This window comes from Alcaligenes phenolicus, assembly GCF_032063905.1.
Taxonomy (GTDB): Bacteria; Pseudomonadota; Gammaproteobacteria; order Burkholderiales; family Burkholderiaceae_B; genus Alcaligenes; species Alcaligenes phenolicus.
In genome coordinates this window covers 61131-87532 of the sequence record NZ_DAMBOE010000001.1, presented here as the reverse complement: position 1 = coordinate 87532, position 26402 = coordinate 61131, and the positions used below count along the sequence as shown (strand labels likewise).

General features: G+C 56.5%; 21 protein-coding genes. 10 read left to right on the top strand and 11 right to left on the bottom strand.

Annotated elements, in window-relative coordinates; all coding sequences use genetic code 11:
- Positions 1-34 precede the first annotated feature (34 nt).
- A complete protein-coding gene (locus tag U2949_RS00405; protein WP_035275289.1) occupies positions 35-2026 on the top strand; it encodes a BCCT family transporter in 1992 nt (663 codons plus the stop codon).
- Here the strand turns inward: U2949_RS00405 and soxR are convergent.
- Positions 2023-2499: a redox-sensitive transcriptional activator SoxR gene (soxR, locus tag U2949_RS00400; RefSeq protein WP_026484650.1), complete on the bottom strand. Its 477-nt coding sequence runs from the start codon at positions 2497-2499 to the stop codon at positions 2023-2025. The genes U2949_RS00405 and soxR overlap by 4 nt on opposite strands.
- Before the next feature lie 281 nt (positions 2500-2780).
- On the opposite strand from soxR, the gene U2949_RS00395 reads away from it, so the two are divergent.
- The 3 genes from U2949_RS00395 to U2949_RS00385 are packed head-to-tail and all read left to right on the top strand — an operon-like array spanning position 2781 to position 8397.
- On the top strand, positions 2781-3854 hold the full coding sequence (locus tag U2949_RS00395) for an efflux RND transporter periplasmic adaptor subunit (RefSeq protein ID WP_321285502.1): 1074 nt from the start codon (positions 2781-2783) through the stop codon (positions 3852-3854).
- The gene (locus tag U2949_RS00390; protein WP_257723596.1) at positions 3851-6967 is read left to right on the top strand and encodes a MexW/MexI family multidrug efflux RND transporter permease subunit; all 3117 of its coding nucleotides are present in this window, start codon (positions 3851-3853) and stop codon (positions 6965-6967) included. The genes U2949_RS00395 and U2949_RS00390 overlap by 4 nt, the downstream gene beginning before the upstream one ends.
- Entirely contained in the window at positions 6964-8397 is a 1434-nt protein-coding gene (locus U2949_RS00385) for a TolC family protein (protein WP_321285500.1), read from the top strand. The genes U2949_RS00390 and U2949_RS00385 overlap by 4 nt, the downstream gene beginning before the upstream one ends.
- Positions 8398-8399: 2 nt before the next feature.
- Here U2949_RS00385 and U2949_RS00380 read toward each other — a convergent pair whose 3' ends face one another.
- The 4 genes from U2949_RS00380 to U2949_RS00365 form a co-directional block, all read right to left on the bottom strand.
- Positions 8400-8786, bottom strand: coding sequence for a hypothetical protein (locus tag U2949_RS00380; protein ID WP_321285498.1), 387 nt, complete (start codon positions 8784-8786; stop codon positions 8400-8402).
- A gap of 212 nt (positions 8787-8998) precedes the next feature.
- Positions 8999-9688, bottom strand: coding sequence for an ANTAR domain-containing response regulator (locus U2949_RS00375; protein ID WP_321285496.1), 690 nt, complete (start codon positions 9686-9688; stop codon positions 8999-9001).
- 3 nt (positions 9689-9691) lie between these two features.
- Positions 9692-10867: a transporter substrate-binding domain-containing protein gene (locus tag U2949_RS00370; RefSeq protein WP_222653572.1), complete on the bottom strand. Its 1176-nt coding sequence runs from the start codon at positions 10865-10867 to the stop codon at positions 9692-9694.
- Between the two features lie 111 nt (positions 10868-10978).
- Positions 10979-11461, bottom strand: coding sequence for an AmiS/UreI family transporter (locus U2949_RS00365; RefSeq protein WP_321285493.1), 483 nt, complete (start codon positions 11459-11461; stop codon positions 10979-10981).
- A gap of 677 nt (positions 11462-12138) precedes the next feature.
- On the opposite strand from U2949_RS00365, the gene U2949_RS00360 reads away from it, so the two are divergent.
- Positions 12139-12999, top strand: coding sequence for a DMT family transporter (locus U2949_RS00360; protein ID WP_063691118.1), 861 nt, complete (start codon positions 12139-12141; stop codon positions 12997-12999).
- Between the two features lie 1094 nt (positions 13000-14093).
- On the opposite strand, the gene U2949_RS00355 is transcribed toward U2949_RS00360, so the two are convergent.
- The 3 genes from U2949_RS00355 to U2949_RS00345 are packed head-to-tail and all read right to left on the bottom strand — an operon-like array spanning position 14094 to position 16946.
- Complete coding sequence (locus tag U2949_RS00355; protein ID WP_026484660.1) at positions 14094-14684, bottom strand: c-type cytochrome; 591 nt, start codon at positions 14682-14684, stop codon at positions 14094-14096.
- Complete coding sequence (locus U2949_RS00350; protein WP_026484661.1) at positions 14681-15289, bottom strand: cbb3-type cytochrome c oxidase subunit II; 609 nt, start codon at positions 15287-15289, stop codon at positions 14681-14683. Before U2949_RS00350 ends, U2949_RS00355 begins: the two co-directional genes overlap by 4 nt.
- 4 nt (positions 15290-15293) lie before the next feature.
- Positions 15294-16946: a cbb3-type cytochrome c oxidase subunit I gene (locus U2949_RS00345; protein WP_321285489.1), complete on the bottom strand. Its 1653-nt coding sequence runs from the start codon at positions 16944-16946 to the stop codon at positions 15294-15296.
- A gap of 233 nt (positions 16947-17179) precedes the next feature.
- Here U2949_RS00345 and U2949_RS00340 point away from each other — a divergent pair, with 233 nt between their 5' ends.
- Both U2949_RS00340 and U2949_RS00335 read left to right on the top strand, forming a co-directional pair.
- Positions 17180-18607, top strand: coding sequence for an aminotransferase-like domain-containing protein (locus U2949_RS00340; RefSeq protein WP_257723603.1), 1428 nt, complete (start codon positions 17180-17182; stop codon positions 18605-18607).
- A gap of 41 nt (positions 18608-18648) precedes the next feature.
- Positions 18649-19149, top strand: coding sequence for a lipocalin-like domain-containing protein (locus U2949_RS00335; RefSeq protein ID WP_321285486.1), 501 nt, complete (start codon positions 18649-18651; stop codon positions 19147-19149).
- Between the two features lie 43 nt (positions 19150-19192).
- On the opposite strand, the gene U2949_RS00330 is transcribed toward U2949_RS00335, so the two are convergent.
- A complete protein-coding gene (locus U2949_RS00330) occupies positions 19193-20116 on the bottom strand; it encodes a LysR family transcriptional regulator (protein ID WP_026484664.1) in 924 nt (307 codons plus the stop codon).
- Positions 20117-20216: 100 nt separating this feature from the next.
- On the opposite strand from U2949_RS00330, the gene aptA reads away from it, so the two are divergent.
- Positions 20217-21563, top strand: a complete 1347-nt coding sequence (aptA, locus tag U2949_RS00325) for an omega-aminotransferase AptA (protein WP_026484665.1) — start codon at positions 20217-20219, stop codon at positions 21561-21563.
- Between the two features lie 88 nt (positions 21564-21651).
- Here the strand turns inward: aptA and U2949_RS00320 are convergent, their stop codons facing one another.
- A complete protein-coding gene (locus tag U2949_RS00320) occupies positions 21652-23058 on the bottom strand; it encodes an amidase (protein ID WP_026484666.1) in 1407 nt (468 codons plus the stop codon).
- Between the two features lie 41 nt (positions 23059-23099).
- The gene (locus tag U2949_RS00315) at positions 23100-24113 is read right to left on the bottom strand and encodes a Bug family tripartite tricarboxylate transporter substrate binding protein (RefSeq protein ID WP_257723607.1); all 1014 of its coding nucleotides are present in this window, start codon (positions 24111-24113) and stop codon (positions 23100-23102) included.
- A 135-nt stretch (positions 24114-24248) separates the two neighbouring features.
- On the opposite strand from U2949_RS00315, the gene U2949_RS00310 reads away from it, so the two are divergent.
- The gene (locus U2949_RS00310) at positions 24249-25142 is read left to right on the top strand and encodes a LysR substrate-binding domain-containing protein (protein WP_257723608.1); all 894 of its coding nucleotides are present in this window, start codon (positions 24249-24251) and stop codon (positions 25140-25142) included.
- A 69-nt stretch (positions 25143-25211) separates the two neighbouring features.
- Entirely contained in the window at positions 25212-26048 is an 837-nt protein-coding gene (murI, locus tag U2949_RS00305; protein WP_321285482.1) for a glutamate racemase, read from the top strand.
- Positions 26049-26402 lie beyond the last annotated feature (354 nt).

The following is a 26402-nucleotide window of genomic DNA, read 5'->3' as shown; positions in this document are numbered from 1 at the left end:
AGCTGTGCCCTCTTAGTTACAAACGGAGCATGACATGGGGCTGCCTTTTAAAAGCACGCTACATCCACGGGTGTTCTGGGGATCTACCTTTATCGTCCTGGTCTTTTTGCTGATCGGGATTATTTTCCCTAAAGACGCCGCACTTATTTTTGAGCAGTTACAAAACTGGGTCATCAAAAGTTTCGGCTGGTTCTATATCCTGGCTGTGGCCCTGTTTTTCTTTGCCGTCGTCTATCTGGCATTAAGCCGCTACGGTAATTTGAAATTAGGGCCGGACGACTCGGAACCTGATTACCCCTATCTCACCTGGATGGCGATGCTATTTGCCGCCGGTATGGGTATTGGTTTGATGTTCTTTGCCGTGGCCGAACCACTGCAACACTTCTCGGCCCCGCCCTCGGGTCTGGCCAGCACAGTGGAAGCCGCCCATCAGGCGCAGATCATCACCTTCTTTCACTGGGGCGTTCATGCCTGGGCCGTCTATGCGGTCGTGGGTTTGTCGCTGGCCTATTTCTGCTTTCGCTACAACCTGCCTTTAACGATTCGCTCGGGCCTGTATCCCTTATTTGGCAAGCGCATTGAAGGCTGGATTGGCGATAGCGTGGATATTTTCGCTGTTTGCGGCACGCTATTTGGTATTGCTACCTCCATGGGTTTGGGCGTACTTCAAATCAATGCCGGTCTGGAGCATTTATTTGGCTGGCCGCAGGAAACCTGGCTGCAAATTGTCCTGATTGTGGTGGTTACCTCACTGGCTACCTTATCTGTTGTCAGTGGACTGGATGTTGGCATTCGCCGCCTGTCCGAACTGAATTTGCTGGTTGCCATTGCCTTGATGCTGTTTGTGCTCGCCGTGGGCCCTACAGCCTTTTTGATGAATGCTTTTGTACAGAATATCGGCGGTTATCTCGATAACTTCTTTGCACGCTCATTTAGTACACAAGCATTCCGCGGGCAAAGCTGGATGAAAGCCTGGACCTTGTTTTACTGGGCCTGGTGGATCGCATGGTCGCCTTTTGTCGGCATGTTCATCGCCCGCATCTCGCGTGGTCGCACCGTGCGTGAATTTGTGCTGGGCGTACTGCTGGTGCCCACCGTCTTCACCTTCTTCTGGATGACCGTTTTTGGCAACACCGCCATCTTCCTGGATATGGGTGTGGCCGCGGGTCAACTGGCGCAGGACGCTGCCGCCAATGCATCCGTGGCGCTGTTCGAATTCCTGGAATACCTGCCCTGGTCCAATGTGACCTCGACGCTGGCCATTATTCTGGTCGCCATTTTCTTTGTGACCTCGGCTGACTCGGGCTCTTTGGTTATCGATACCTTGGCCGCCGGCGGGGTGGAAGACGCTCCAGTCTGGCAACGCATTTACTGGTGCGCGCTGGAAGGCACCGCTGCCTCGCTGCTCTTGCTGGCCGGTGGCCTGACAGCGTTGCAAACCGTCACGCTGGTCAGCGCCCTGCCCTTTGCCATCATCATGTTCTTGTTGATTCTGGGGCTGTTCAAAGGCATGAAGGCAGATATGTCACGATTGCGTCGTCAAGGTCCGATGTCCGGCCCGGCACCGGGTTCGGAAGTGTCCTGGCGTCGCCGCCTCTCGACCATTCTGCACACGCCCAACCAGCGTGATGCCCGTCGCTTCATGGGTGAGACCGTGGTTCCCGCCTTGCAGGCTGTGGCAGACGAGCTGGGTAAACGCAACCTGAATGTCAGCCTGGAAACGGGCGAGCCGGATACGGCGCAACTGACCATTCAGGCCGACAACCAGCGCAACTTTGTCTATGGCGTGGAATTGCGTGCACGTCGGGTTGCCAGCTTTACGGCAGCGGCTGCTCGCAACGAGCAGGCTCGACCTCAGGAATGGCAAGTGCGCACTGTCTTTGCCGATGGCAGTCGGGGTTATGACCTGATGGGCTTGTCTTCCAGCCAGGTCATCAACGACATCCTGAACCACTTCGAGCGCTATCAGTCGCTGGTCACCTCCGAGGCGACAGCCCTGTACGCGCAGTCGCCCGACCCGACCTAAACCTCTGATCCGGCCTCCAGCTTTCTTTCCAGAATCTGGGGGCCGGGCCCTTGCTGGCCCAGAATATCGGCCGGATTACGCAAGGGACATTCACTCATGGACAAGCACCCACAGCCAATACAGTGGGTCAGCTCATCACGCAATCGCGTCAATTGCTCAATTCGATCATTCAAACTGGCTTGCCAACGACTGGACATGGCCCGCCATTGTTTGCTGGATGGCTTGCTGCCCGGTGGCAAACCGCGCAAGGCCTCGTGGATTTCCTCCAGAGGAATCCCGGTACGCTGCGCCACTTTGATGATCGCAATGTAGCGTAAAACCACCGAATCAAAACGACGCTGGTTACCACTGTTGCGGGTGCTGGCAATCAAGCCTTTGGCTTCATAAAAATGCACGGTCGAGACAGGGACACCACTGCGTTTGGCCACTTCCCCCACCGTCAAGGCACGACTGAAATCCACTGTTTTTGCCATCTTGACACCCCTTGACCTCAAGTTAACTTGAGGTTTTATAGTCCAGGTACCTAATTAAGGCAAGCCATGTTGGCTGCCTCTTTGTTGTCACAGGAACCTGCCATGCCTCCCCTCATTTGGATTCTGTTTGCCGGACCTCTGTCATGGTTACGGCAAGCCCAGCTTGTGTCAGCCACCTACTTCAAACCCGAAGACTGGTCGCAAAGTGATCAGCGATTCGGCTGGACTCTTCCCCACAAACAGCCTTTGTGGCCCTCTTCCCTGACAGGAGGGTCGGCAGCATGAGTTCGCGTCGTACTTGGATCATGATTCCCGTTCTGGCCGGCGTATTGGCCATAGGCTGGCGTTTGCTGCCAGCCTCGCAAGAAGCTCAAGCAGGGGGAGCCTACCCGCCTGCCGTCGTCGAACTATCCAGCGTCGAGTCCCAGACCGCTCCTCGTCTTTTGCATGCCGTCGGTGCACTGGAAGCCTGGCAGCAAGTGTTGCTCAGTGCAGAGACCAGCGGCCGTATTCGCAAGATTGATTTCACCTCCGGACAGCAGGTCAAGGCAGGCCAGCCACTGGTTTTGCTGAATGACGAACTGGAACAAGCCAGCGTGCGCCGCGAGCAGGCACAGGTCAAACAGGCCGCCATTCAGCTCACCCGTGTACGCAAGCTGAAAGAACAGCAAGCCGCTACCCAGGAGCAGTTGGATCAAGCCCAGGCCGATCACGCTGTGGCCCAGGCCCAACTGCAATATCAACGCGCTGAACTGGCCTTGAAACAGATTGCCGCCCCTTTCTCGGGCCGCATCGGTATCACCAGCCTGCACCAGGGCCACTACTTGCAACCCGGCCAGCCCATTGCCAGCCTGGTCGATGACAGCCAATTGCGCGTAAACCTGACCGTGCCAGAGCAAAGCCTGCCGGATCTGAAGGTCGGCCAGACACTGCAAGTACAGGTGGACGCCTGGCCGGGCGAGAACTTCCAGGCTGAAATCAGCGCTATCGATCCCTTGATTGGTGATTCGCGCACCATACGCCTGCAAGCGCTGCTGCCCAACCCCGACAATCGTCTGAAAGCGGGGATGTACGCCCGCGCTCAATTGAAGCGCCCGGCTGAGGCGCCTGTGCTGACCGTACCGGAGACGGCACTGACCTACACCGCCTACGGCCAGACCGTGTTTGTGGCCTCCCCCACGGATCAGGGTCTTTGGCAGGTCAAACGTGTGGCGGTACAAACCGGCGAGCAATGGGACGAGCGTGTCGAAATCATTGATGGTCTGAAGGAAGGCGACACCGTTGTCAGCGCCGGTCAGATCAAGATTCAGGACGGCTCCACAGTGCAGACCGCCAAGGACAAGGAGCCCGTATGAACACCACCTCCCGTCCCGGCTTTACCGACTTGTTCGTTCGTCGGCCGGTACTTGCCCTGGTGGTCAGCGCTTTGCTCCTGATGTTGGGCCTGTTCTCCCTGGACAAGCTGCCCATCCGGCAGTACCCCCTGCTGGAAAACTCCACCATCACAATTACCACCGAGTACCCCGGCGCCTCTGCACAGCTGATGCAAGGCTTTGTCACCCAACCTATCGCCCAGGCTCTGGCCTCGGTCGAAGGGGTGGATTATCTGTCCTCCAACTCCGTGCAAAGCCGCAGTGTCGTGACCTTGCGCATGGAACTGAACCGCGACTCCACCCAGGCCCTGACCGAAGTCATGAGCAAGGTCAGCCAGGTGCGCTATCGCCTGCCTGAAGGCGCGTATGACCCGGTTGTGGAACGCTCCTCCGGGGACTCCACTGCCGTGGCCTATGTGGGCTTTTCCACAACATCGATCTCCATCCCGGAACTGAACGACTATCTGTCCCGCGTGGTGGAACCCATGTTCTCCACCATTGACGGTGTGGCGAAGATTCAGACCTTTGGCGGTCAGAAACTGGCCATGCGACTGTGGCTGGATTCAGACCGCATGGCGGGCTATGGCCTGACGGCTGCCGATATTGCCCAGGCTGTACGCGCCAACAACTATCAGGCCGCTCCCGGCATGGTCAAAGGCCAGCATGTCTTGAGCAATATTCAGCTCAACTCGGACCTGACCAGCGTGGCCGAATTTCAGGACCTGATCGTGCGTGAGGATGGCACCTCGTTGATACGACTGCGCGACATAGGCAAGGTAGAACTGGGGGCAGCGGCGACGGAAACCAGCGCCTTGATGGATGGTCTGCCCGCGATTCACCTGGGTTTGTTCCCTACTCCCGGCGGCAATCCCTTGCGCATTGTGGAAGGCATTCGTGACCGCCTGCCCGCTATTGAGGCGACCTTGCCACCCGGCGTAGAAGTGGCCTTGGCTTTTGAAACCGCCCGCTTTATTCAAGCCTCGATTGATGAGGTACTGAAGACCCTGACCGAAGCCATGATTATCGTGGTGCTGGTGATTTATCTGTGCCTGGGTTCCTTCCGCAGTGTGCTGATCCCCTTGGCTACCATTCCCTTATCCATGCTGGGAGCCGCGGCCTTGATGCTGGCCTTTGGCTTCAGCATCAACTTGCTGACCTTGCTGGCCATGGTGCTGGCTATTGGTCTGGTCGTGGACGACGCGATTGTGGTGGTTGAAAACGTGCACCGTCATATTGCCGCCGGGCGTTCGCCCGTGGTGGCTGCCCTGCTGGGCGCGCGTGAAGTGGCTGGTCCTGTAATCGCCATGACACTGACGCTGGCTGCGGTTTATGCCCCGATTGGTCTGATGGGTGGCCTGACTGGAGCACTCTTCAAGGAGTTTGCCCTGACACTGGCCGGTGCCGTGCTGGTATCCGGTGTGGTGGCCTTGACCTTGTCCCCGGTGATGAGTTCCTTGCTGCTGCCCTCCCAGCAAGATGAAGGCCGCATGGCCCATCTGGCAGAGAGCTTCTTTGGTGGCCTGTCGGCCCGCTATGGCCACTTGCTGGCCCGCTCCCTGCGTCATCGCTGGATTACCGGCGCGGTCGCCTTGCTGGTCTTTATCAGCCTGCCCGTGCTCTATCAAATGACGCACAGTGAACTGGCTCCCATTGAGGATCAGGCCAGCGTGCTGACAGCCGTGAAAGCTCCGCAAAATGCCAACCTGGCCTATGCCGAGCGCGACGGCAAGCTGCTGGATGACACGTATCGTGAAGTGGCCGAAACCGAAAGCACCTGGTTGATTGTGGGGACAGACGGCCCGGCCGCCAGCTTTGGCGGGATCAACCTGAAGGACTGGAGCAAGCGCGAGCGCGATGCCAGCGCCGTACAGGGTGAACTGCAAGGACGCGTCAGCGCGATTCCCGGCAGCAGTATCTTCGCCTTCCAGCTTGCCCCCTTGCCCGGTTCCAGCGGCGGTCTGCCGGTTCAACTGGTACTGCGCAGCCCCGGCGACTACCGCACGGTGTACGACACGATGGAATGGGTGAAGCAGCAAGCCCGTGAAAGTGGCTTGTTCGTTGTAGTGGATAGCGACCTGGACTACAACAAGCCGGTTTCCCGTGTGGAAATTGACCGCAGCAAAGCCGCCAGCATGGGCATCAGCCTGCGTGATATTGCCGACTCTTTGGCTGTACTGGTGGGCGAGAACTACCTGAACCGCTTCTCGCTGGATGGCCGCTCGTACGACGTCATTCCGCAAAGCCAGCGTGAACTGCGCCTGACGGCTCAAGCCCTGACACGCCAGTTTGTACGCAGTGCCAATGGCGAGCTGGTGCCCTTGTCGACCATGGTTCAAATCCACAGCGAAGTGGAACCGAACAGCCTGCGCCAATTCAACCAGCAAAACTCGGCCACGCTGCAAGCCATTCCAGCACCGGGCGTCACGTTGGGTCAAGCGGTGGGCTATCTGGACGACATCGCCCGTCAATTGCCTGCAGGATTCACGCATGACTGGCAATCGGAGTCGCGCCAATTCACCCAGGAAAGTCAGTCTCTGGTGTGGGCCTTCCTGGCTGCGCTGGTGGTGATTTATCTGGTGCTGGCCGCGCAGTACGAAAGCCTGGTGGACCCCATCATCATTCTGGTGACGGTGCCCTTGTCCCTGTGCGGTGCCCTGCTGCCTTTGGCCCTGGGATTTGGCACGCTCAACATCTACACCCAGATAGGTCTGTTAACGCTGGTCGGCCTGATCAGCAAACACGGCATTCTGATGGTGGAGTTTGCCAATGAACTGCAATTCAAAGAGGGCCTGAAAAAGCCCGAAGCCATCTTGCAAGCCGCCCGCATTCGTTTGCGCCCTGTGCTGATGACAACCGGGGCCATGGTCTTTGGTCTGGTGCCTCTTCTATTTGCCTCGGGTGCGGGTGCTAACAGCCGCTTTGGCCTGGGTGTGGTGCTGGTCTCGGGCATGTTGATCGGCACGGTATTCACCCTGTTTATCTTGCCGACTTTGTATACCTTGCTGGCGCGTGATCACGCCCATCAAGCAGACACCCCGCGGGCGCGCGATTTGGCGCAAGCCCTGCGCCCTTCGACTGGAGAACACTCATCATGACGCCACAACTATCAAACAGGCTAGCGCCTGTGGCGCGTGCTCTGCGACTGGTGATCCCCAGCCTGATCCTGAGCGGCTGCGCGGTGGGGCTGGACACCTCCATTCCCACCGCTCCAAGCTTGGCCGACACCAACTGGAACAGCCAGTTCTCTCAAGCCACCGAGCAACGCGAAAACTGGTGGACCTTGCTGCAAGACCCGCAGCTGGACGCCTTGATTGCCAAGGCCCTGGACCACAACCTGGATATTGCCCAGGCACAGGCCCGCTGGCGGGCCTCCCGCGCCCTGATCGACGAGCGCCAACACGACCGTCTACCCGCCGTCACGGCCCACGCCAGCTACAACCGTAGCGGTTCACAATTTGCCGCGCCCGATGGCTCCATTGATCACGGTATTACCGAGAACTGGCGCCTGGGCATGCAGGCCACTTGGGAGATCGATCTGTTCGGTCGTCTGGAGCAACTGGCCCGTTCTGCGCAGGCTCGCAGCGAGGCCAGCGCAGATCAACTGGATCTGACTCGCCAGGCTATCGCGGCTGAACTGGCACGCCAATATGTGCAAGCCCAAGGTTTGCAGCGGCGACTGGCTCTGGCTGAGGACGACGTACGCAGCTGGGAACACACGATCAGGCTGGTGCAGGCTGGCGTATCGCTGGGACGGGAATTGCCGGAGAATCTGGACAATGCCCAGGCTGGTCTGGAGCGTGCCAAAACCCTGGTACCCCAACTGCGCAGCGACCTGGAACTGGCTCGTTTGCGCATCCAGGTACTAAGCGGCGGGCAAGCCGGGAGTATTGATACGCCATTGCCTAGCGCCAAGGCACCTTTGGCCGCTTCCCTGCCGTTGGGTGATGTGAACGCCATGCTATTCAACCGACCCGACGTACGCGCCGCCCGACAGGAAATCCTGGCCAGCTCGCATGAAGTGGCCGCCGCCACCGCCGAGCTGTACCCCCGCCTGGATCTGGCTGGCTTTATTGGCTTTTTTGCTCTGCGGGGTAGCGACCTGGGCCATGCTGCCCGTGCCTTTGATGTTTCACCTGCCATGCAATGGCCTGCCCTGCGCCTGGGCCATGCCAAAGCGCGCTTGCGTGGCATGGAGGCAGTGGCCGATGAATCACGCCTGCACTATCAACAAGTACTGTTGCAAGCTCAGGAAGAGATTCAGGGCTCTTTGCAAAGACTGACTCAACATCAGGAAAGCCTTCTTAGCCTGACAAGAGCGGCGTCACATCTGGAAAGTGCCCATGAGCGTGCCTTGACGCGTTATGAAGTGGGAGCCGGTGCCTATCAGCAAGTGCTGGAAAATCAGCGCAGCCTGAACCAGACCCGGCAAGAGCTGGCAATAGCGGAAACCGGCTCGTACCTGAATGTGATTGCCTTGTATCAGGCCTTGGGTTGGGGAGTGGCAACACCAAACACCACTGAGTAACTTCAAGCTTGATCGGATTGGGGGTGGTCTGTCTCGAAGATGGACCGCCCCTTTTCTATTTGTGCATCCGTCTGTTGCAGAAACTCGGATAGATTCGCAATCTTGCTTTGCATCAGCCGATCCAGCAGCTTTCCGCCAAACCACAACAAGGCGCAGCAGAAAAACGTAATCGGCAATACATACCAACGCAGCCAGACCGATGCATCCAGCAACCAGCCAAGCGCGGTAAAAATCACCACTAAAGTGCTGGCAATCCAATTATTGCGCTTGACCTTGAGCAAGAATTTCCTCAAGTCCAGGTGACCACGGTTCAGAGTCTCTAATTGCTCGTAAAGCTGATCGCGGTCTTTCTGCAGTTGCACCCAGGCAGCACGCTGCTTTGATGTCACCGCAAGGGCAGACCGGGGCTGTTCATATTCCTGATGGCTCATTATCTCTACGCTGGGGCAGCGACGTACTCTGGAAAAACGCTATTGTCGGAGGAATGAAAACGGGTAGTGTTTCTGCCTTTTTCTCTTTACCAAGCTAGCCTATGCCTATCGCTTCACTCACGCGCCTGCTCTAGCCAGTCACCGCACATCAGCATAGCCAAGACGCCTTGCTAGTTCCCCCGCAAGGACGAACCTTTCTGCCCCAGGGACAGCACTTCACTGGCATTCACAATGGCGATCGAAATATCCTCAATGGTGCTGCGTTTATTCATGGCCTGCTCACGAATCAAATCGTAGGCCTGATCCTCGGATACCTGATGGGTACGCATCAAGATCGTCTTGGCTTGCGCCACATGCCGCTGCCCCATCAGTTTGGTTTGCAGCTTGCTGATCAGACGACGTTGCTGGCGCAGTTCTTTATGATATTTGCGCGCCAGCACCACCGTGGACAACAAGCCAAAAGAGCGAATGGGCGACGGCAGGATCGCCTGAATATTCAAATCCAGCACGGCCGACACGATCGTGGGGTTTTCATAATTGACCACGGCAATAATCGTGGGCGCTTCCTCCTCGCAGACCCAATCCAGACGCAAGTGCAACAGATCAGGTTGCACGGCCAGAAACACCAGATCCGTTCCTGAAGGCAGGTTTTGCGTGGGCGGCCAGATCGTCTGGACCGAACACCCGATACGCTGCAGTTGCTGGGTCAGCAAGCGGCCATCGCTATCGTCCGGATGCATGACCACCATCGTCAATTGCCGCAGTTCCTTGAGCTGCGGCGAGGTGGCATGCGGAAAACGATTCCGCGCTCGCAAGGGCTTGTTTGCCGGCTCATCACCGTAGGAAGAGGAGTTGGCCACGCTTTATGTCTCCAAAGTATCCAGCTTGGCAGTCCAGTCACCCAAGGAATGGGTGACCAGATACGGGTCGGGCGAGACCGGGCGCGTTGCCTGGCGCACAATCGCAAATTCGCCGTCGGCATTGATGCGGCCAATCCGTGGATAAAGCCAGGTGTGGTGATTATTGGGATCGATCTTGATACGCCCCTGAGGCGCGTCCAGTTCACTGCCTAGCAGGTAGGGCAGCAAATCCCCGATCGCATCACTGGCGGACTGCCGATACGCATTGGCGAACAAATGCATCTGTGAATAGGCCGCTTCCCAACACAGATTAGGGTGGCAGTCGGCCCCAAAACGCTTGCGCAAACTGGCCAGGCAACGCGCATTGACCTCCGACTCGATGGATTGAAAATACGGTGCAGCGGTGAAGTGCCCACAGGCAATATCGGCCCCCATCTGCGCGATCTCGGCCTCGGAAGTCGTCAGACTGGCAATGGGCATGGTTTGCGGATTAAAGCCCGCATTGGCATAAGCTCGATACAGATTGGCTGTGGAGTCCCCCACCACGGTGGAGAAAATAAAGTCCGGCTGCTTCTGGCGTATGTCTTCCATGATCAGGCTGTAATCGCTCTCGCTGGCATCCAATGGCAGATAGTGTTCGCCCAGCACCTTGCTATCGGGATGCTGCATGACCAGCTCGCGCATGATGCGGTTGGACTCGTAGGGGTAGATATAGTCCGAGCCAATCATGTAGACCCGCGCGCCAAAATTGCTGGTCATGAAATGGGCCAGCTGCACACTGTTCTGATTGGGTGCAGCGCCGGTATAGATCACATTGCCCGAAAACTCGAAGCCCTCATACAAGGTGGGGTAGAACAACAGCTTGTTCCACTTCTCCACAATCGGGATCACGGCCTTGCGGCTGCTGGACATGTAGCAGCCAAAGATCACATTGACGCGGTCCTGCACAATCAGCCGCTCGGCCTGTTCAGCGTAGCAAGCGGGCCTGGAAGCCGGGTCATAGCACACCGCCACCAGCTCGCGCCCGAGCAGGCCACCGGCCTCGTTGATTTCCTCAATCGCCAGTTTGGTGCCCTGCCATTGCGACTGACCAATGGTAGAGGTCATGCCGGTTGCGGAATAAAGAACGCCGACGCGTACGGGTTCGTTGTGAGCCAAAGTCCATCTCCTGTCTAGCATGGTAGGGGCGCAGGTCGACGGACCTGCCGGTAAACACTACGAGCGAGCATCAGGTTACTCCAAAAAACTGCATTACTCTGGCTTCCCACCACGCTTGCACTCCTATGAAAACTACCAGGCATCCATCATGATCAGGGTGCCGGGCAACCAGCAGGTCAAGGCCCCGATCACGACGGTATACGCAGGCAAGATACGCAAGGACCGGCCCAGTCCCAAGGCCAGAAAAAACAGGAACCACAGGCTGGACCACAAGAGCCACATGGTGATCAAACGCGGGTCGCTGGCAGTCCCGGCAAAGGCCAACGCGCTGATGGCCACAAACAGGCAATACCAGCCAAAGCCCACTCCTTTCAGGCCATACCACTGCACCACGGCCAGATATAGATAGGTGAAGGCAAACAGCAGCCCACCGGCGACGGCAAAGTAATCCGCCATTTGCTCGCCGCGCTGCAAGCCCAGCAAATTGATGAACAGGGCCAACAGCCCCACCAGCAAGTTAAAGGGGGCCAGGTCCCGACTTTCAATACGTCCAGTCAAACCCACGCCATTCACAATCAGCACAGCCCCAATAAAGAAAAGCGCAACACCCAACATGGCATAAGCCTCCAAAACAAGGTGACGGTTCCGGCCTGGCTGGCGTCAGGATTCTCCTGGCGCTGCGTGAGCTCTGTGTATCGCGATGGCGTCTTGCCGGGAGGCATGGTCCGAATAGTTCGCGCCCTAATTACGAGGTCGGATTTATTTCAGGCAAACAAAAAGGCCCAGACCGGTTCAGGTAATGAACCGGTCTGGGCCTTTTTGCCCAACATCGGCGCTGGCAGCATTGGCAGCGGATGTCGTGTCTATTCGGAAATGTCGCAGCGATCTGAAATCGCGATCGGTGCAATTCTTACATAGCCTGCTCTATCGTCTGTACTAGCGATTACCCTAGCGGCTGACTATTGGCGTCCTAAATATATTTTGTGCTACAGTATTTCATCGATTTAACGATCTGATTCTTATTTCATGAACCGCCCCGCATCCTCTTTGCCAAGCACTCTGCCCCTGTCGCGGGCCGCGTCGCTGCGGGCGGGCTCCCCTCCATCTGTCTTGCTGTTGACTGTCGTCGCCCCAGGCGTCGTCAATCAAGCCGCAGTCGTGTCCGACGTCGTCGTCGACACACGCGTCTACAGCGTCTGCTCCTAAGACCTCTTTCTCTTTTCCTGCGCTCTTGATGCGCTTGGAATGTCTTTGCAGACAAACCTAATTTATTTAGACAGATAAAGAACATCATGATTTCTTCTTCTCGCGCCCAAGGGGGTGCTATTGCCCTGTTCGTGCTGCTTTGGGGCAGCGCGGGTATTTTCACTCGTATCGGTTTGGATCATGGCTCGGTTATGGCCATGCTGATTCTGCGTTTTGCCATTGCCCTGCCTATGGTGATTATGCTGGGGCACTTCAATGGCGGCTGGCTACCGCCCAAAGGGCAACGTCTGCTGCCGGCTATCAGCGGTTTGCTGATGATCGGGCTGTATTCGTTTTTCTATTTTGAAACTCTGGCCCAAGGGATCACGCCTGGTCTGCTGGCCACGATTCTGGGAGTACAGCCGATTCTGACTTTGGCTTTGACCGAGCGGCGTTTTTCTTTAAGCCGTGTGGCCGGTTTGGCACTATCGCTGACAGGACTGATTCTGGTGGTGTATCAAAGCCTGATTGTCAGCCGTTTGTCCGTAATGGGGCTGGTATTTGCGATTGCTGCTTTGTTGAGCATCACCATCGGGACGATTGTTCAAAAGCGTCAGCCTGTGGGGGCGTTGCAGGGGATGCCCTTGCAATACTCCTTGTCTCTGGGCTTGTTTATTCTGGTGTCCCTAGGTTTGGGACAGGAAATCCGCTGGGAGAACACGTTGGGCTTTTGGGGGCCGGTGGTATGGCTTGGCCTGGTGATTTCCGTGCTGGCCCAGTTGCTGCTGTATCGCATGATTCGCAGCGGGAATCTGGTCAATGTCACTAGCCTGTTTTATCTGGTTCCTGTGGTGACGGCGGGATTGGATTTCCTGATTCTGGGGAATACCTTGGCGGCTCGCGCAGGACTGGGACTGGTGGCTATCTTGGCGGGTCTGTGGCTGACATTACGGAAGAAGGCGGCGTAAGTCTGCTTTTTATAAGTGGGGTTTCACGGAGAGTTAAATCGGTCTTTGAATGATGAGATCGGTCTCCGTGAAGCCACCACTTGGGGCCCTCTACAGGGATTGGGCTGAGCACTTGCCGGTGCTGCGCACCGGTGCCCTTGTCAGGAGATAGCTACGGGCGCATCCTGAACTCGCCGGGTACTTGGTCCCCCGGACCAAGTACAAGCGTCCGGCTCAAACAGCAGGATGCTTGAACCCCTACGCTATCTCCTGACCGCGGCAAGTACTCTGATCCGCCCAATCCCTGTAGAGGGACCCAAGTGGTTCACAGTGATGCAACTCCACGATTCAAGCTGGTTTGCTTCCAAGATCTAGATGCCCAAAGACAGATTTCAATGCCTGGTCTCTATTTTTAAGCGCAACCCTCAAAGCCCCCCCTCTAAAAGCCCCTGACTTACGTGTTCTCGCTACATACAAATAGATGCCAGTCATTAACGTGTGAGTACTGCAAGCATGCTGATCATCATTGATGATTACTTTTGGGCTTTTTCAACTGGCCTCACTGTGCTCAATCGCAGTGGCCCTTCAATCCATCTCAACAACTTGGCCGACAACAAGCCCTAAGCCCACCAAGCGCCAAGCCAAGGAACACTAAAAAGCCCCCTGTCTCCTATACAACCAGCACTTTCTCCCGCCACTAATCGGTTTTTTTTTATTTCTCCGTTGTGAGCCGCTTGGGGGCCGGGTCCAGGGGGGTGGGCGATTCAGACTGCTTGCCGCAGGCGATGTCTTGATACGGGATGCAAGCACTCTGCTGTTTGAGCCCGACGCTTGTGGTTTGTCCGGTGGACAAACCACCGGGCGAGTTCAGAGTGCGCCCGTATCAAGACATCGACAAGGGCACCGATGCGCAGCATCGGCAAGTAGTCAAGCCCCCCCCTGGACCCGGCCCCCAAGCGGCGTCCCCACAGAGACACCAAACAAAAAAAACCGACATCTCCAACCCTGGGGTCGGGCGAGATATCGGTTCAAAAGCCGGGGGCCTGTTCCCGGCGTGCTACCGTTTCAAAACGTGCTTCTAATTATTAATTCCAGAAGAGCCAATCCCAGCCACCTCACTGCGCCGCAATCCAGTCCTGCAATTCCTTCTCCCCTTGCCAGGGTTGGCTTCGATCAGCACTAGCCGCACGCGCCTCGGCAACCAGTTCGGGAGTGACCGCCTCAGCCTCATTCCCCCACTCATGGCGAATGAAATTAAACACGGCAGCTAGCTCCGCATCACTGAACTGCTCCGCAAAAGCAGGCATCGCGCCCTGATATTGCTGCCCTTTCACCGTGATAGGCCCGTTAATGCCATGCAGCACCAACTGAGCTAACACTTTGGGTTCGCCCTTCACCCATTCAGAGTCAGCCAAAGGCGGAAACACCCCCGGCAAACCTTGCCCGCTTGCCTGGTGGCAAGCCACACAGGCATTGGCATATAGCTGCTTGCCATCCGCAGACGCACTGCCAGGGGCAGGAGCCAGAACCGCCAAAGGACGCTGATCCCCCAAACGCGGCGAGCTGTTGGGCTGAGCCGAGACGATGTAATACACCGCCCAGGCCAGCAAGGCCAAAATCACCAGAATCACCACTCGCGGAACCGGGTTGTATTGCTCGTGAGGATCCGCATTTTCGCTTTGACGACTTTGCACAGGGCGACTCATTCCTCACCTCCCACTGCATCCGCACTCAAGATCGGATACACATGCTTGAGCGACTGCAAATACACCACCAGATCCAAAGCCTCCGGACGGGCCACCACAACCTTGCCCTCCGGTGCCACACCCGGCGGCAAGCTCACGACGCGCTCATCGGGCTGCACCTGATCCGGGTTCTTGGCTTCAAACAGGAAACGATAGGGAGGCATATTGCTACCCGGTGAATAAGCGCGCGGATCGTACAAGTGCCCCAAATGCCAATCCTGACTAGGCTGACGCACACCAATATTGAACAGATCCGGCCCGGTGCGCATGGTGCCCAGCAAAGGCGGATCGTCGTAGTGATAATCCCCCGCGACCGAAGCACGCCCCCAGCCACGGCTGGCATCCGCCACACCTGCGCCCGTTGTACTGGGCTGCTGAGTGTGGCAGGTGATGCAGCCATTACCCCGATACACCGCCCGTCCCCGTACTTCCTGACTGGTATAGGGCGACAAACCTTCCGGGGCTGGCTCGTCTTTCAACTGCAAAAAGGGCACCACAATCATGGCGGCCGTTGCCAAGGACAAGGTCACCATGGACCCGATAATCAACTTCAGTTCGTTTTCCATGTCCTTAAACCTCCAGCTCAGCGGTACGGCGCACTGCAGCCGAGCGGGACTCGGTCAAGGCAAACGCACCCGACTTCACAATCATCAGCAATACGTGCAGGGCAAAGACCAGATGGCCCAGCGTCATCATGGCGCCGCCAATGGAACGGCCTTGCAACCAGGGCATGGTGACTGCCACCGACTCCATAAAGCCACGGGCGGGATCCAGCAAGGCCAAACCTTGCAGCACGCCACCAATGCTGAGCGTGATCATGTACACGGCAAAGCCAGCCACCACCAGCCAGAAGTGCCAGAAGATCAAGGCAGGACGGGGCCAGGCCGTGTTCAGAATGCGAGGCAAGGCAAAGTACACTCCGCCGAAAATCACCATGGTCACAAAGCCGTACATACCCAGATGAGCATGAGCCACCGTGAAGTGCGTGAAATGTGTAATGGAATTCAGCGAACGCAAGGCTTCAGCAGAACCTTGCAGCGACGCAACGGTGTACATCATGGCGCCAAAGACGATGAAACGCAGAACGGGCGAGTGACGCAGCGCACTGAAATGCCCCTTCAACGTCAAATGCTGGTTAGCCGAGAAAGCCAACACCGGGATCACCATCATCACGCTTTGCACGATGGACAAGGTAATCAGCCATTCAGGGATAGGACCACCAATCAGATGGTGCGCACCCACCTGTCCGTAGAAGAAGGCCAAGGTCCAGAAACCCAGTAGCGACAAGTTGTAGGAGCGCACAGGGCGTCCAATGACTTTGGGCAGGAAGTAGTAAATAGCGGCAATCGACATGGGGGTATAGAACAGGCCCAGCACGTTATGCCCGAACCACCAGTTCATGGTGGCTTGCTCCACCCCGAAGTGCACGCCAGGAACCTTGGCGACCAGATACAGGATGGGGAACCAGAACAGCGCCGCGCCGATGTACCACACCGACACGTACAAGTGCTTGACCTTGCGTTGCGAGAGCATCAAGGCCAGCGGCATGCCAATCATCATGCCGCCAAAGGCAAACAGCACACCGATTTGCCAGGGGATTTCCAGCCACTCCAGGCCCGCATTCAAGCCTATGGCCAAAGCACCAATCCCCGCCACCAGCGCAGCATTCCAGACCAGACCGCCTACCATCACCAAACGGCCACCCAGCAAAGGGGTTTGCAGCAAGCGCGGCAACATCCAGATCGTTAGCCCCAACAAGCCCATGGGTGCCCAGCCATATGCCACGCCGTTCAGGTGAATCGTGCGCAGACGGCCAAAGCTCAACCAGGAAACGTCACCCAGAAACTCGGGCCAGTGCAGTTTCAAGGAGCTGATCAAACCCGCAAACGAGGCCACCACCAGCCAGACCACCGCACAGACAATCAGCAAAAACGCAGGCATGGAACTGGAACGATCGGCCTGTTCACGCGCCGCCATTTCAAGCGCGCTGGTTTGCTGACCATGGTTCTCTGCAATATGGTCGGCCGCCGCCAGGCTTAGCGCCTGCCGTTGGGCAGCATCAGCCGAGGGTTCTTCGGGCTGGCCGATTTCGCCCTTGTGAAAAATAGTGCGCGCACCACTGACGTCAGCATCGAACAGGCCCTTGCGCAAGGACCAGATAAAGGCAAAAAGCCCGGCAATCGACAGGATGAATGCGGCAAGCAAAAGCGCCGTCGGGTTCATGGTATTCCTCTGATTAGATAGGCCCGCAACCCACACGGGCACGGACGAAAACACCCGGCAAGGCTACCTGTCGGTACAGAGCATTCCAAGAATCAGTTAAAGCTTAAAAAACCCTATCAGTTGGCTTGAAAGCCGCGTAAATCGCGACTTGCTTGTGCTTGAAGACATACCCATCAGATAATAAAAAAACCACATTTATCGAAATTACCATATCAGATGGAGCACAGAAGGACATGAAACTGTACGAGACGCTGGCCAAGGAACTGGCCCAGGCCATTCTTGACGGCACAGTTGCCGCAGGCGAGCGCATGCCCTCTGTGCGTCAATTGATGGATAAGCACAAGATCAGTGCCTCGACGATTTTCCAGGCCTATTACCGCCTGGAAGCACAAGGCTTGATCAAGGCGCGCCCTCGTTCGGGCTACTACGTCTGCTCCAGCCTGGCGCCTCATACCTTGGAGGCGGACACGGCCTCCCAGCCACCGCTGCAAGCGACCAGCGTCAACAATAGCGACCTGATCATGGCGATCCTGCAATCCAGTTCAGAGCGCTCCGTAGCGCCTTTAGGCTCCGCTTTCCCCAGCCCTCTGCTCTTTCCCCTGGAACGCTTGGGCCGCTTCTTGTCTGCCAGTCTGAAACAGCAAGATCCCTGGGCCAGCGTGGACGATCTGACCCAAGGCCACGCTCCCCTGCGTCGCCAGATTGCCTTGCGCTATCTGGCTCAAGGCATGGCCATCAATGCCAACGATATTGTGATTACCAACGGAGCTCTGGAAGCGCTGAACCTATGTCTTGCAGCAGTAACTCAACCGGGTGACATTGTGCTGGTGGAATCGCCCACCTTTTATGCCGCGCTGCAATCGCTGGAACGCATGAAACTGCAAGCACTGGAAGTGCCCACCCACCCGCGTGAGGGCATTGATCTGGAAGCACTGGAACACGCGATCAAGCATCACGCCCCCAAAGCCTGCTGGCTGATGACCAACTTCCAGAACCCGCTGGGCAGCCTGATGCCCGATGCGAAAAAAGCCCAATTGGTCGAGCTGCTGGCCCGCTATGAAATCCCCTTGATCGAGGACGATGTTTACGGCGAACTGTACTTCGACACGGAGCGCCCCCGCCCCGCCAAAGCCTTTGACCGCCAGGGACTGGTAATGCACTGCTCCTCTTTTTCCAAAACCCTGGCACCCGGCTATCGCATCGGCTGGGCTGTGCCGGGACGCTATATACGTGAAGTCGCCCAAGCCAAACTGACCACTACCCTGACGTCCCCCGTGCCCACCCAATTGGCACTGGCCAGCTACCTGGAAAAAGGTGCGTACGAGCAACACCTGCGCCGTTTACGCACTCAACTAAAAAGCCAGTATGCGCAGTTCTCCAAAGCCTTGGGACGCTACTTCCCCGCAGGGACTCGGGCCACCCGCCCCGAGGGCGGCTACTTCCTGTGGGTGGAGCTGGAAAAAAGTGTGCAGACCCTGGAACTGCATCGCCAGGCCCTGTCACAAGGCATCAGTCTGGCACCAGGCTCCATCTTTTCAACTACCCGGAATTACAGTCATTGCCTGCGTCTTAACTTTGGCCACCCGTGGACAGAACACAGCGATCACGCGCTGGAAATACTGGGTAATTTATGCCGACCATTGCCACTTAAAAAGTCATGAAACGTAGGGCCTGAAGATAGAAAATAAGAATAGGCAAGTCATTGAATAACAAACGAAAAGACAGCATGATGGTTCAGTTACATAACGCAACAACACTGTCTATTCAGGAGTTTTTGATGGCCCATACCTTACGTAGCAAGCTGATCGGTGTCTGGCAATTAGTGTCCTTTGATTTTGTCCCGGAAGACGGCTCGCCCAATTACCCGGGGTTTGGGCCAAATCCCATTGGGCAATTGACGTACACAGAAACAGGTTATGTGACAGCGCAACTAGGTAGCAAAGACAGAACGGAGCAAGACAGCAGCCAAACGCTACTAGACAAATACTTGGCCTACGCAGGAACATTTGAGGTCGATGAAACCTCTCAGTGTGTTACCCACTTTGTAGATATGTCCCTATCTCCCAATTGGCTCGGTATTCCCCAACCGCGGTTGGCACGTCTTACCCAGGATGAGCTCGAACTGACGACAGGCACGCCCATCACCGTCGCAGGCAAGCTGGGCACAGGCACCCTTCTGTGGCATCGTGCCAAGCCTGTCTGACCGCTTGGGGACACCAGCCCACGGCCAGCTTATGCTGGCCGTTTCAGTTCTGAACAGCCTTATCCAGCAGGCCCAGAAAATAATCCACAATGGCGTGCGCCCGCCTGTCCTTGCGCATGGCCAAGGACAAGGGGATCGTGAATTGACGCTGCTGCGGGTCTACCGCAATCATCTGGCCTTTTTCTACCCAGCGAGCCGCCACGTGCTCGGGCAAGAAACCGATGTACTCCCCCGTCAAAATCAAAAAGGCGATCCCTTCCCGGTCACTGGCCGTGGCAACACAATTCAGATCCTGATGTTGTCCGATCGCCTCCGGGCTCATGCGATAAGCAGGCGCAATGGCCGCAGCCCGGCGCAAGGCTTCCTGAGACACTGTCCCTTCTTGCACCGTGGCAAACAAAGGATGTTCGCAGGAGCAATAGAGAAAATAAGGTTCGGCATAAAGAGTGCGATACTCCAGCCCGCTCAAGGCATTGGTTTCAGGCAGCACGCCCATGTGCAAGCGACCATCCAGTAAACCACGCTCAATCTCACCCGGCGTACTCATGCTGATATGGACACGCACCGCCTCACTGTTTTTCCGCAAGGCACGCAAGGCCGAGGTGATGTGCATATGAGGCTGCGAGATCAGGCTATTCATCAAGCCTATATTCAAGTCCCCCCGCAAACTGGAATGCAGCTGGTTCACCTCACTGCGGAAATTCTCCACCGCAGCCATCAAGGTTTCACTGGCCCGCAAGACCTGTCGCCCTTCTTCCGTCAAGGCAAAACCCGCCCGGCCACGCTGACACAGCCGGATTCCACCCAAACGTTTTTCCAGATCGCTCATATGCAAGCTGATGGCCGAACGTGTAATGCCCAGCACGCCTTCCGCAGCCGAAAAGCTGCCCACTTGCGCTACCGTTCTGAACACACGCAGCAGACGCAAATCAAAATCGGAAACCTGCAAGAGTCCTTTGAGTTGCATATAGGTGAGTAAAACAATAAGTGAAGTTGAATAAAAACGTATTTTACTCAACAACTTAGCTGCCTACACTGGGGGTATTCACCGCCTTGAGGAGACCACCATGAACTCACCCTACTTTGCGCCACAGCAGATTGCCAGTGAACTCAATCTCCAGTCCCACTGGATGCCCTTTACCGCGAACCGACACTTCCAGCAGGATCCGCGTCTGGTCGTCAAAGCCGAAGGCAACTGGCTGTACGATCAGGATGGCCGCCAGATTTTTGACAGCCTGTCCGGGCTTTGGACTTGCGGTGCCGGGCATGCTCGCCATGAAATCCAGGCCGCCGTGCATCGTCAACTCGGGCAACTGGACTACTCTCCCGCCTTTCAGTTTGGGCACCCCACCGCGTTTCAACTAGCCGACAAACTGACGCAATACACCCCCGAGGGTCTGGATCACGTTTTCTTTACCAACTCCGGCTCTGAATGTACCGACACGGTCGTCAAGATGGTGCGGGCCTACTGGCGCATCAAAGGCCAGGCGACCAAGACTCGTTTGATTGGTCGTGCTCGTGGCTACCACGGCGTGAACGTGGCTGGCACCAGCCTGGGAGGCATAGGCGGTAACCGCAAAATGTTCGGCCAACTGATGGATGCCGACCACCTGCCCCACGTACTGCAAGCAGACTGCGCCTTCACGCGCGGCCAGCCCGAAACTGGGGGGCTTACCTTGGCCGACGAACTGCTGAAACTGATCGAATTGCACGACGCCAGCACCATCGCCGCCGTTTTTGTCGAACCCGTCTCCGGATCGGCAGGCGTACTGGTGCCACCTACCGGCTACCTGCAACGCCTGCGCCAGATTTGCGACCAACACAACATTCTGCTGGTCTTTGATGAAGTCATCACCGGCCTGGGCCGCCTGGGAACCTATACCGGAGCCGAATACTTTGGCGTGACCCCCGACATCATGACCATGGCCAAGCAGTTGACCAACGGTGCCATCCCCATGGGCGCGGTCGTTGCCAGCAAGGAAATCTACCAAACCTTCATGGGCCAGGACTTGCCACTGCACGCTGTGGAATTCAGCCACGGGCACACCTACTCTGCCCACCCCGTCGCCTGCGCCGCTGGACTGGCTGCCCTGGAGTTGCTGGAACAGGGCAATCTGCTGCAACGCTCCGCTGAACTGGCTCCGCATTTTGAACAAGCCCTGCACCAGCTGCGCGACAGCCCGAATGTCATCGACATCCGCAACTGCGGCCTGGCAGGTGCCATCCAGCTCGCCCCACGTAATGGTGACCCCGCCATCCGCCCCTTTGAAGCGGGACTGCAACTTTGGAAACAGGGCTTTTACGTACGCTTTGGTGGCGATACTTTACAGTTTGGCCCGACATTCACCAGTACACCGGCACAACTGGATTCTCTGTTCGATGCAGTAGGCAGTGCCTTACGACAAGTTTCCTAACCGTACAGGCTCCTGATGACAAAAAGGCCACTCGCAACAAAAGCGTGTGGCCTTTTTGTCAGCGATGCGAATTCCGGCGTTAGATACGTCACAAGCCGGGCGTCACCACTGCAACACCAACACCACCCTCCAACACTTTAGCAGCATGCAAACACAGATCTTCGCGATAGCGACCAGAAACAATCTGCACGCCACCACATAAATGCCCCGCAACCTTTACGGGTGCACTCAAGGCAGGAAATCCCAGTACCGCCAAGGCTAATAAAGGACTTTGCGCATGCAAAATCTTCTCCATTTGCTGAACCGACTGCTGATCCAACCCTATATCAAAAGGCCGCTGCCAGGATACCGGCATCAACAGCACATCGAACGAGGACAGCAACAGAGCCCACTCGCGCATGATTGCTGTACGCCGACCCAATGCCTGCTGATGAGCTTGCCAATCAAGCGCTGGTGTCAAGGACATCATGGACGTTACCGCATGACGGATCGCAGCATCTCCATACGACTGAATCGCCGCCAACATGCCATCTTTAGCCTCATTCATTAATAAAGAACGCCAAAGCAATGCTGCTTCAGCCAGGGACGGCAACTCGATACTCTGAACATCATGCCCCGCCTCACGAAACGTTTGGCTGGCCGTCTGCAACGACTCACTCACCAAGCAATCAGGCTGGGCATACACATCCTGGCTAATCAAGCCAATTTTCAAACGAGGTGGCAAAGGGGGATTACGAAGACGGGCAGGCAGACATAAAGGATCCCGGGGATCGCCCACCGCCATCACGTCAAACGCCAGCGCCAAATCGTCTACTGACCGTGCCAGAGGGCCTTGCACCGACATCATTTGAGACATGGGCAGTCGCTCCCCTTTGGCGGTGCCGTTAAAAACTGGGACAACGCCGGGGGTGGGTCGCAACCCGTATACTCCGCAAGCATAAGCTGGATAGCGAATGGATCCCCCTGCATCCGTACCGTGGGCAACAGGTCCCATACCCGTGGCTACTGCAACGGCCGCACCCCCACTGGACCCCCCCGGTGTCACAGATGCATCCAGCGGGTTGACAGTACGCCCATGTAGCTCATTATCGGTGAACCACCGCCAGGAAAAAGCCGGCGTATTGGTTCGGCCAAGCAGGATAGCCCCTTCACGCCTAAGGTTAGCCACTACCGCACTATCATGATCCGCCAAGCGCTGCGCAAAGGCCGTGACCCCATCGGTGGTAGCCTTTCCCTGCTGATCCGTGTTCACTTTGATCGTCACGGGTACGCCATGCAAACGCCCCAAGGGTCGGCCCTCAGCCATATGACGATCCGCGTCAAGCGCCATTTCCAATGCTTGCTCACGATTCTGGTCAACAATCGCATTGACCGCCGGATTAACCCGCTCAACACGCTCAAGCACTTGCTCTGTAACTTCTACACACGACACGCGCCTGGCTTCAATTGCCTGGCGCAGTTGAACCGCTGTGCACTCCCACAATGCCTGCCTCATAACTCCTCCTTTAAAACGGACCACCCTGCTTAACGAAAGATTTAAAAAGTCGAAGCACCCGAAATTTGAATAATGTCACGCCATTGAGGCAGCTCACGCTCAATGCGTTGGTGAAAAGCCTCTGGCGTTGAGGGCATAACCTCAACCGCCAAGGTCTCATTCGTACGAATCACTTCCGGATCCTGCAAGGCTTGATGTACAGACTGATTGAGCTTGGCAATAATTTCCGGAGCAGTTCCCGCTGGAGCAATCAGCCCCCCCCAGGCCACAAAATCCGCAACATCAACGCCAGACTCCAGCAAGGTAGGCACCTGCGGTAGCGCTTGCGCACGCACCGCACTGGTTACAGCCACAACGTTGACTTTGCCATCCCGTATATAAGGCAGAGCCAAAGCCATATTCTCAAACATGATGTCGATATCGCCTCCCACCAAATTAGACAGACCGTCCAGTCCGTTCTTGTAGGGCACATGAACCATTTTCACTCCGGCCTTCTGTTGCATCATCATTCCCGACAGATGGCCGGTAGATCCTATTCCCGCAGAGCCCATCAATAACTTCTCAGGATTCTGACGGGCATAATCCAACAATTCCTGAACCGTGCTGAAAGGCAGATCCTTGCGCACCATCAGCGCATTTGCATTACCGATGGCCAAACTGATCGGGGCGAAATCCTTAACAGGGTTATAAGGAAGATCAGGGTACAAGCCAGCATTGATAGCCAAGGACACGACATTGCCGAACCCCAGGGTATAGCCATCCGGTTTAGAGCGCATCAAAGCCTGCATACCAATAATGCCACTGGCTCCAGGGCGGTTCTCAATCACGATAGACGCGCCCAGATTCCTGGCCATGGAAGCGGCCAACGGACGCATCGCCACATCAGGCGCAGAGCCGGGCGCATACGGCACAATAATTTTGATCGGTGCTGCCGGCCATTGGGCCCAGGATGTCGCTGTCCCAGCAAACAGAACAAGACTCACGACGGCTTTCAACAGGCCGTGCACTGTGGTCCTGCAAGCGCGACCGGTACGCGACGTGAACGGATTGTGCATATTTATCTCCTGATCTGGCGGGTGTCAGGCACCCTGCTCGTTGGGCTAATGAAAGACCATTCTATTGAGGCAATCAGAAAACCATAAGACTATAATTTCTTGTTGATGAACACTAAAAGTTGTCACGACAACTCCATGAAAACCCACCATATCCGCTCGTGGTTGGCCTTGGTTGAAGCTGGCACCATCCGATCAGCGGCCAAAGCGCTACATCTGAGTCAGGCAGCCGTTACCAAAGCCATCAAGGAACTGGAGGCCGACCTGGGCGCGGCTCTCATTATTCGCAGCACTAAAGGGATCGTGCTGACCAAGCAGGGAGAAGCGCTCACCACGCGACTGCGTCTGGTTCAACGTCAAATGCAGTTGGCTCGGGAAGACATCATTCGTCTGCAAGGTGGAGATCAGGTATCAATTGCCATTGGAGTTACGCCCATGGTCACCATGACCACACTTGCTCCGGTACTTCAAAGATTCAGAAACACGATGCCACGGGCGTCAATTAGCGTATTTGAAGGCTTGGCACCCGCTGTCGAGCCGGCCGTACGCTGTGGTGAAATCGACTTTGCCCTAGTTTTGCTTGACCCGAACCATGTTTCGTCGGACATGTTGTTCGAGCCCTTAAGTCAACTGTCCTACATCATCATCGGGCGCAAAGACCATCCCTTGAAAAACGCCCATCATTGGGATCAGATCCGAGATCAGGAATGGTTAATGAATCTGTCTGTAGGTTCGCATAATCAGCGCTTTCTGGAGGCTCTGGATGCACACGGCTTGCCCCGACCCAACAAAATTATTCGCTCCGACGCTTTTGGAGTGATGTGGAATCTCCTCTTGCGCAGCGATGCCCTGATTGCCTGCCCCGCTTCCATGTTGCAAACCAGCTACGCCCCGGACTTTGAACATATCGATGTCCCCTTGCCCATGCCTTGTTCTTACCTAGGGATTTTAAGCAGCTCCCATACACCGCTATCACTCGCAGCGGAAACTTTGGCTCTCTTATTTCGAGAAGAAAACGCCCGACAGCCTTAAAGGTGTCGGCCACCCATACAGCAAAAGCGCCATAATACAAACTTTGCCCCGCAAGAATCATCAAGCGCCATGAGTCCATCCATACCCCTTGCATTTTCTCAGGCCCCTGTAGGCCTGTTTGACTCGGGGGTGGGCGGCTTGTCCATTTGGCGTGCCTTGCGTCAATCCCTGCCCAACGAAAATTTACTATATCTGGCCGACTCGCGATGCGCCCCGTACGGTGACCGATCCCCCGAATGGATCGTGGACCGCACCCAGCGCATGGCGCAAATTTTGGTGGACCAAGGCTGCAAGGCACTAGTCATCGCCTGCAACACCGCCACTCTGGTCGCAGCCTCAACACTGCGAGCTCGACTGGCCATGCCCATCATCGCCATAGAACCAGCTATCAAACCCGCCGCGGCCTTGACCCGTAGCCGCATCGTCGCCCTGATGGCCACTAGTCGCACCCTGGACAGCAGCGGACTGCGAAACCTGATAGACCGCTACGCCAGCGATATAGAAGTCGTTCGCATCCCCTGCCCCGGCCTTGCCGACCGAGTCGAAGCCCTGCAACTGTCCGGCCCCGACATTGAAGCCGAACTACGCGAAAGGCTGGCACCCGCCCTGCAGAGTCAGGCCGATACCCTCGTACTAGGCTGCACACACTACCCATTCCTACGCCCCGCTATCGAAGCCATCTGCGGTTCGCGCTTCCATATCCTGGAACCCTCCTTTGCCGTCGCTGCCCAAGTGCACCGCCGCCTGGCTCAGGCCAACTGCCTGAACACACAAGCCCAAGCAGGTAACAACGCCTTCATCAGCAGCGCGCCGATAGACCAAGCTCGAGAAGTCATCCGAGTCCTGACAGGGCTGGCCGAACCTACCATGCTGGCATTCCCGACACACTCGCTAAACCCACTGTAAAACCCACTCGCTCACCACCTCCGCGTGATTCCATACACGAACTGACGTGGTGACTTTTACCCCCTCAGGGCATTTTTAAACGTCGCCCCAAACAGTAAGCCATAGCCATCGCGTCAAAAAACAGCAATCCTCAAAAGCCAAGAACCCAGACCTCACTCTTCAAACGGTGAAGAGCTGCTCGGGGTGCTGGCACAAATCAAATCCATCACCTACCTTAAATTCGCTACTTAAAATAAAAAAAAACCTAAACTCCAGCCAAACCACGCCACCGTAACAAACCATCCATCAAGCCGCCATATGCCTGCCAAGCCGCAGCCAGACAGCCCTTGAGCCCCCCCTGCTCCCACCCCCGCC

Coding starts and splice junctions, on each gene's coding strand:
- U2949_RS00405 (WP_035275289.1), top strand. CDS start 35: ATGGGGCTGCCTTTTAAAAGCACGCTACATCCACGGGTGTTCTGGGGA.
- soxR (WP_026484650.1), bottom strand. CDS start 2,499: ATGGCAAAAACAGTGGATTTCAGTCGTGCCTTGACGGTGGGGGAAGTG.
- U2949_RS00395 (WP_321285502.1), top strand. CDS start 2,781: ATGAGTTCGCGTCGTACTTGGATCATGATTCCCGTTCTGGCCGGCGTA.
- U2949_RS00390 (WP_257723596.1), top strand. CDS start 3,851: ATGAACACCACCTCCCGTCCCGGCTTTACCGACTTGTTCGTTCGTCGG.
- U2949_RS00385 (WP_321285500.1), top strand. CDS start 6,964: ATGACGCCACAACTATCAAACAGGCTAGCGCCTGTGGCGCGTGCTCTG.
- U2949_RS00370 (WP_222653572.1), bottom strand. CDS start 10,867: ATGCTAGACAGGAGATGGACTTTGGCTCACAACGAACCCGTACGCGTC.
- U2949_RS00365 (WP_321285493.1), bottom strand. CDS start 11,461: ATGTTGGGTGTTGCGCTTTTCTTTATTGGGGCTGTGCTGATTGTGAAT.
- U2949_RS00360 (WP_063691118.1), top strand. CDS start 12,139: ATGATTTCTTCTTCTCGCGCCCAAGGGGGTGCTATTGCCCTGTTCGTG.
- U2949_RS00355 (WP_026484660.1), bottom strand. CDS start 14,684: ATGAGTCGCCCTGTGCAAAGTCGTCAAAGCGAAAATGCGGATCCTCAC.
- U2949_RS00350 (WP_026484661.1), bottom strand. CDS start 15,289: ATGGAAAACGAACTGAAGTTGATTATCGGGTCCATGGTGACCTTGTCC.
- U2949_RS00345 (WP_321285489.1), bottom strand. CDS start 16,946: ATGAACCCGACGGCGCTTTTGCTTGCCGCATTCATCCTGTCGATTGCC.
- U2949_RS00340 (WP_257723603.1), top strand. CDS start 17,180: ATGAAACTGTACGAGACGCTGGCCAAGGAACTGGCCCAGGCCATTCTT.
- U2949_RS00330 (WP_026484664.1), bottom strand. CDS start 20,116: ATGCAACTCAAAGGACTCTTGCAGGTTTCCGATTTTGATTTGCGTCTG.
- aptA (WP_026484665.1), top strand. CDS start 20,217: ATGAACTCACCCTACTTTGCGCCACAGCAGATTGCCAGTGAACTCAAT.
- U2949_RS00320 (WP_026484666.1), bottom strand. CDS start 23,058: ATGAGGCAGGCATTGTGGGAGTGCACAGCGGTTCAACTGCGCCAGGCA.
- U2949_RS00315 (WP_257723607.1), bottom strand. CDS start 24,113: ATGCACAATCCGTTCACGTCGCGTACCGGTCGCGCTTGCAGGACCACA.
- U2949_RS00310 (WP_257723608.1), top strand. CDS start 24,249: ATGAAAACCCACCATATCCGCTCGTGGTTGGCCTTGGTTGAAGCTGGC.
- murI (WP_321285482.1), top strand. CDS start 25,212: ATGAGTCCATCCATACCCCTTGCATTTTCTCAGGCCCCTGTAGGCCTG.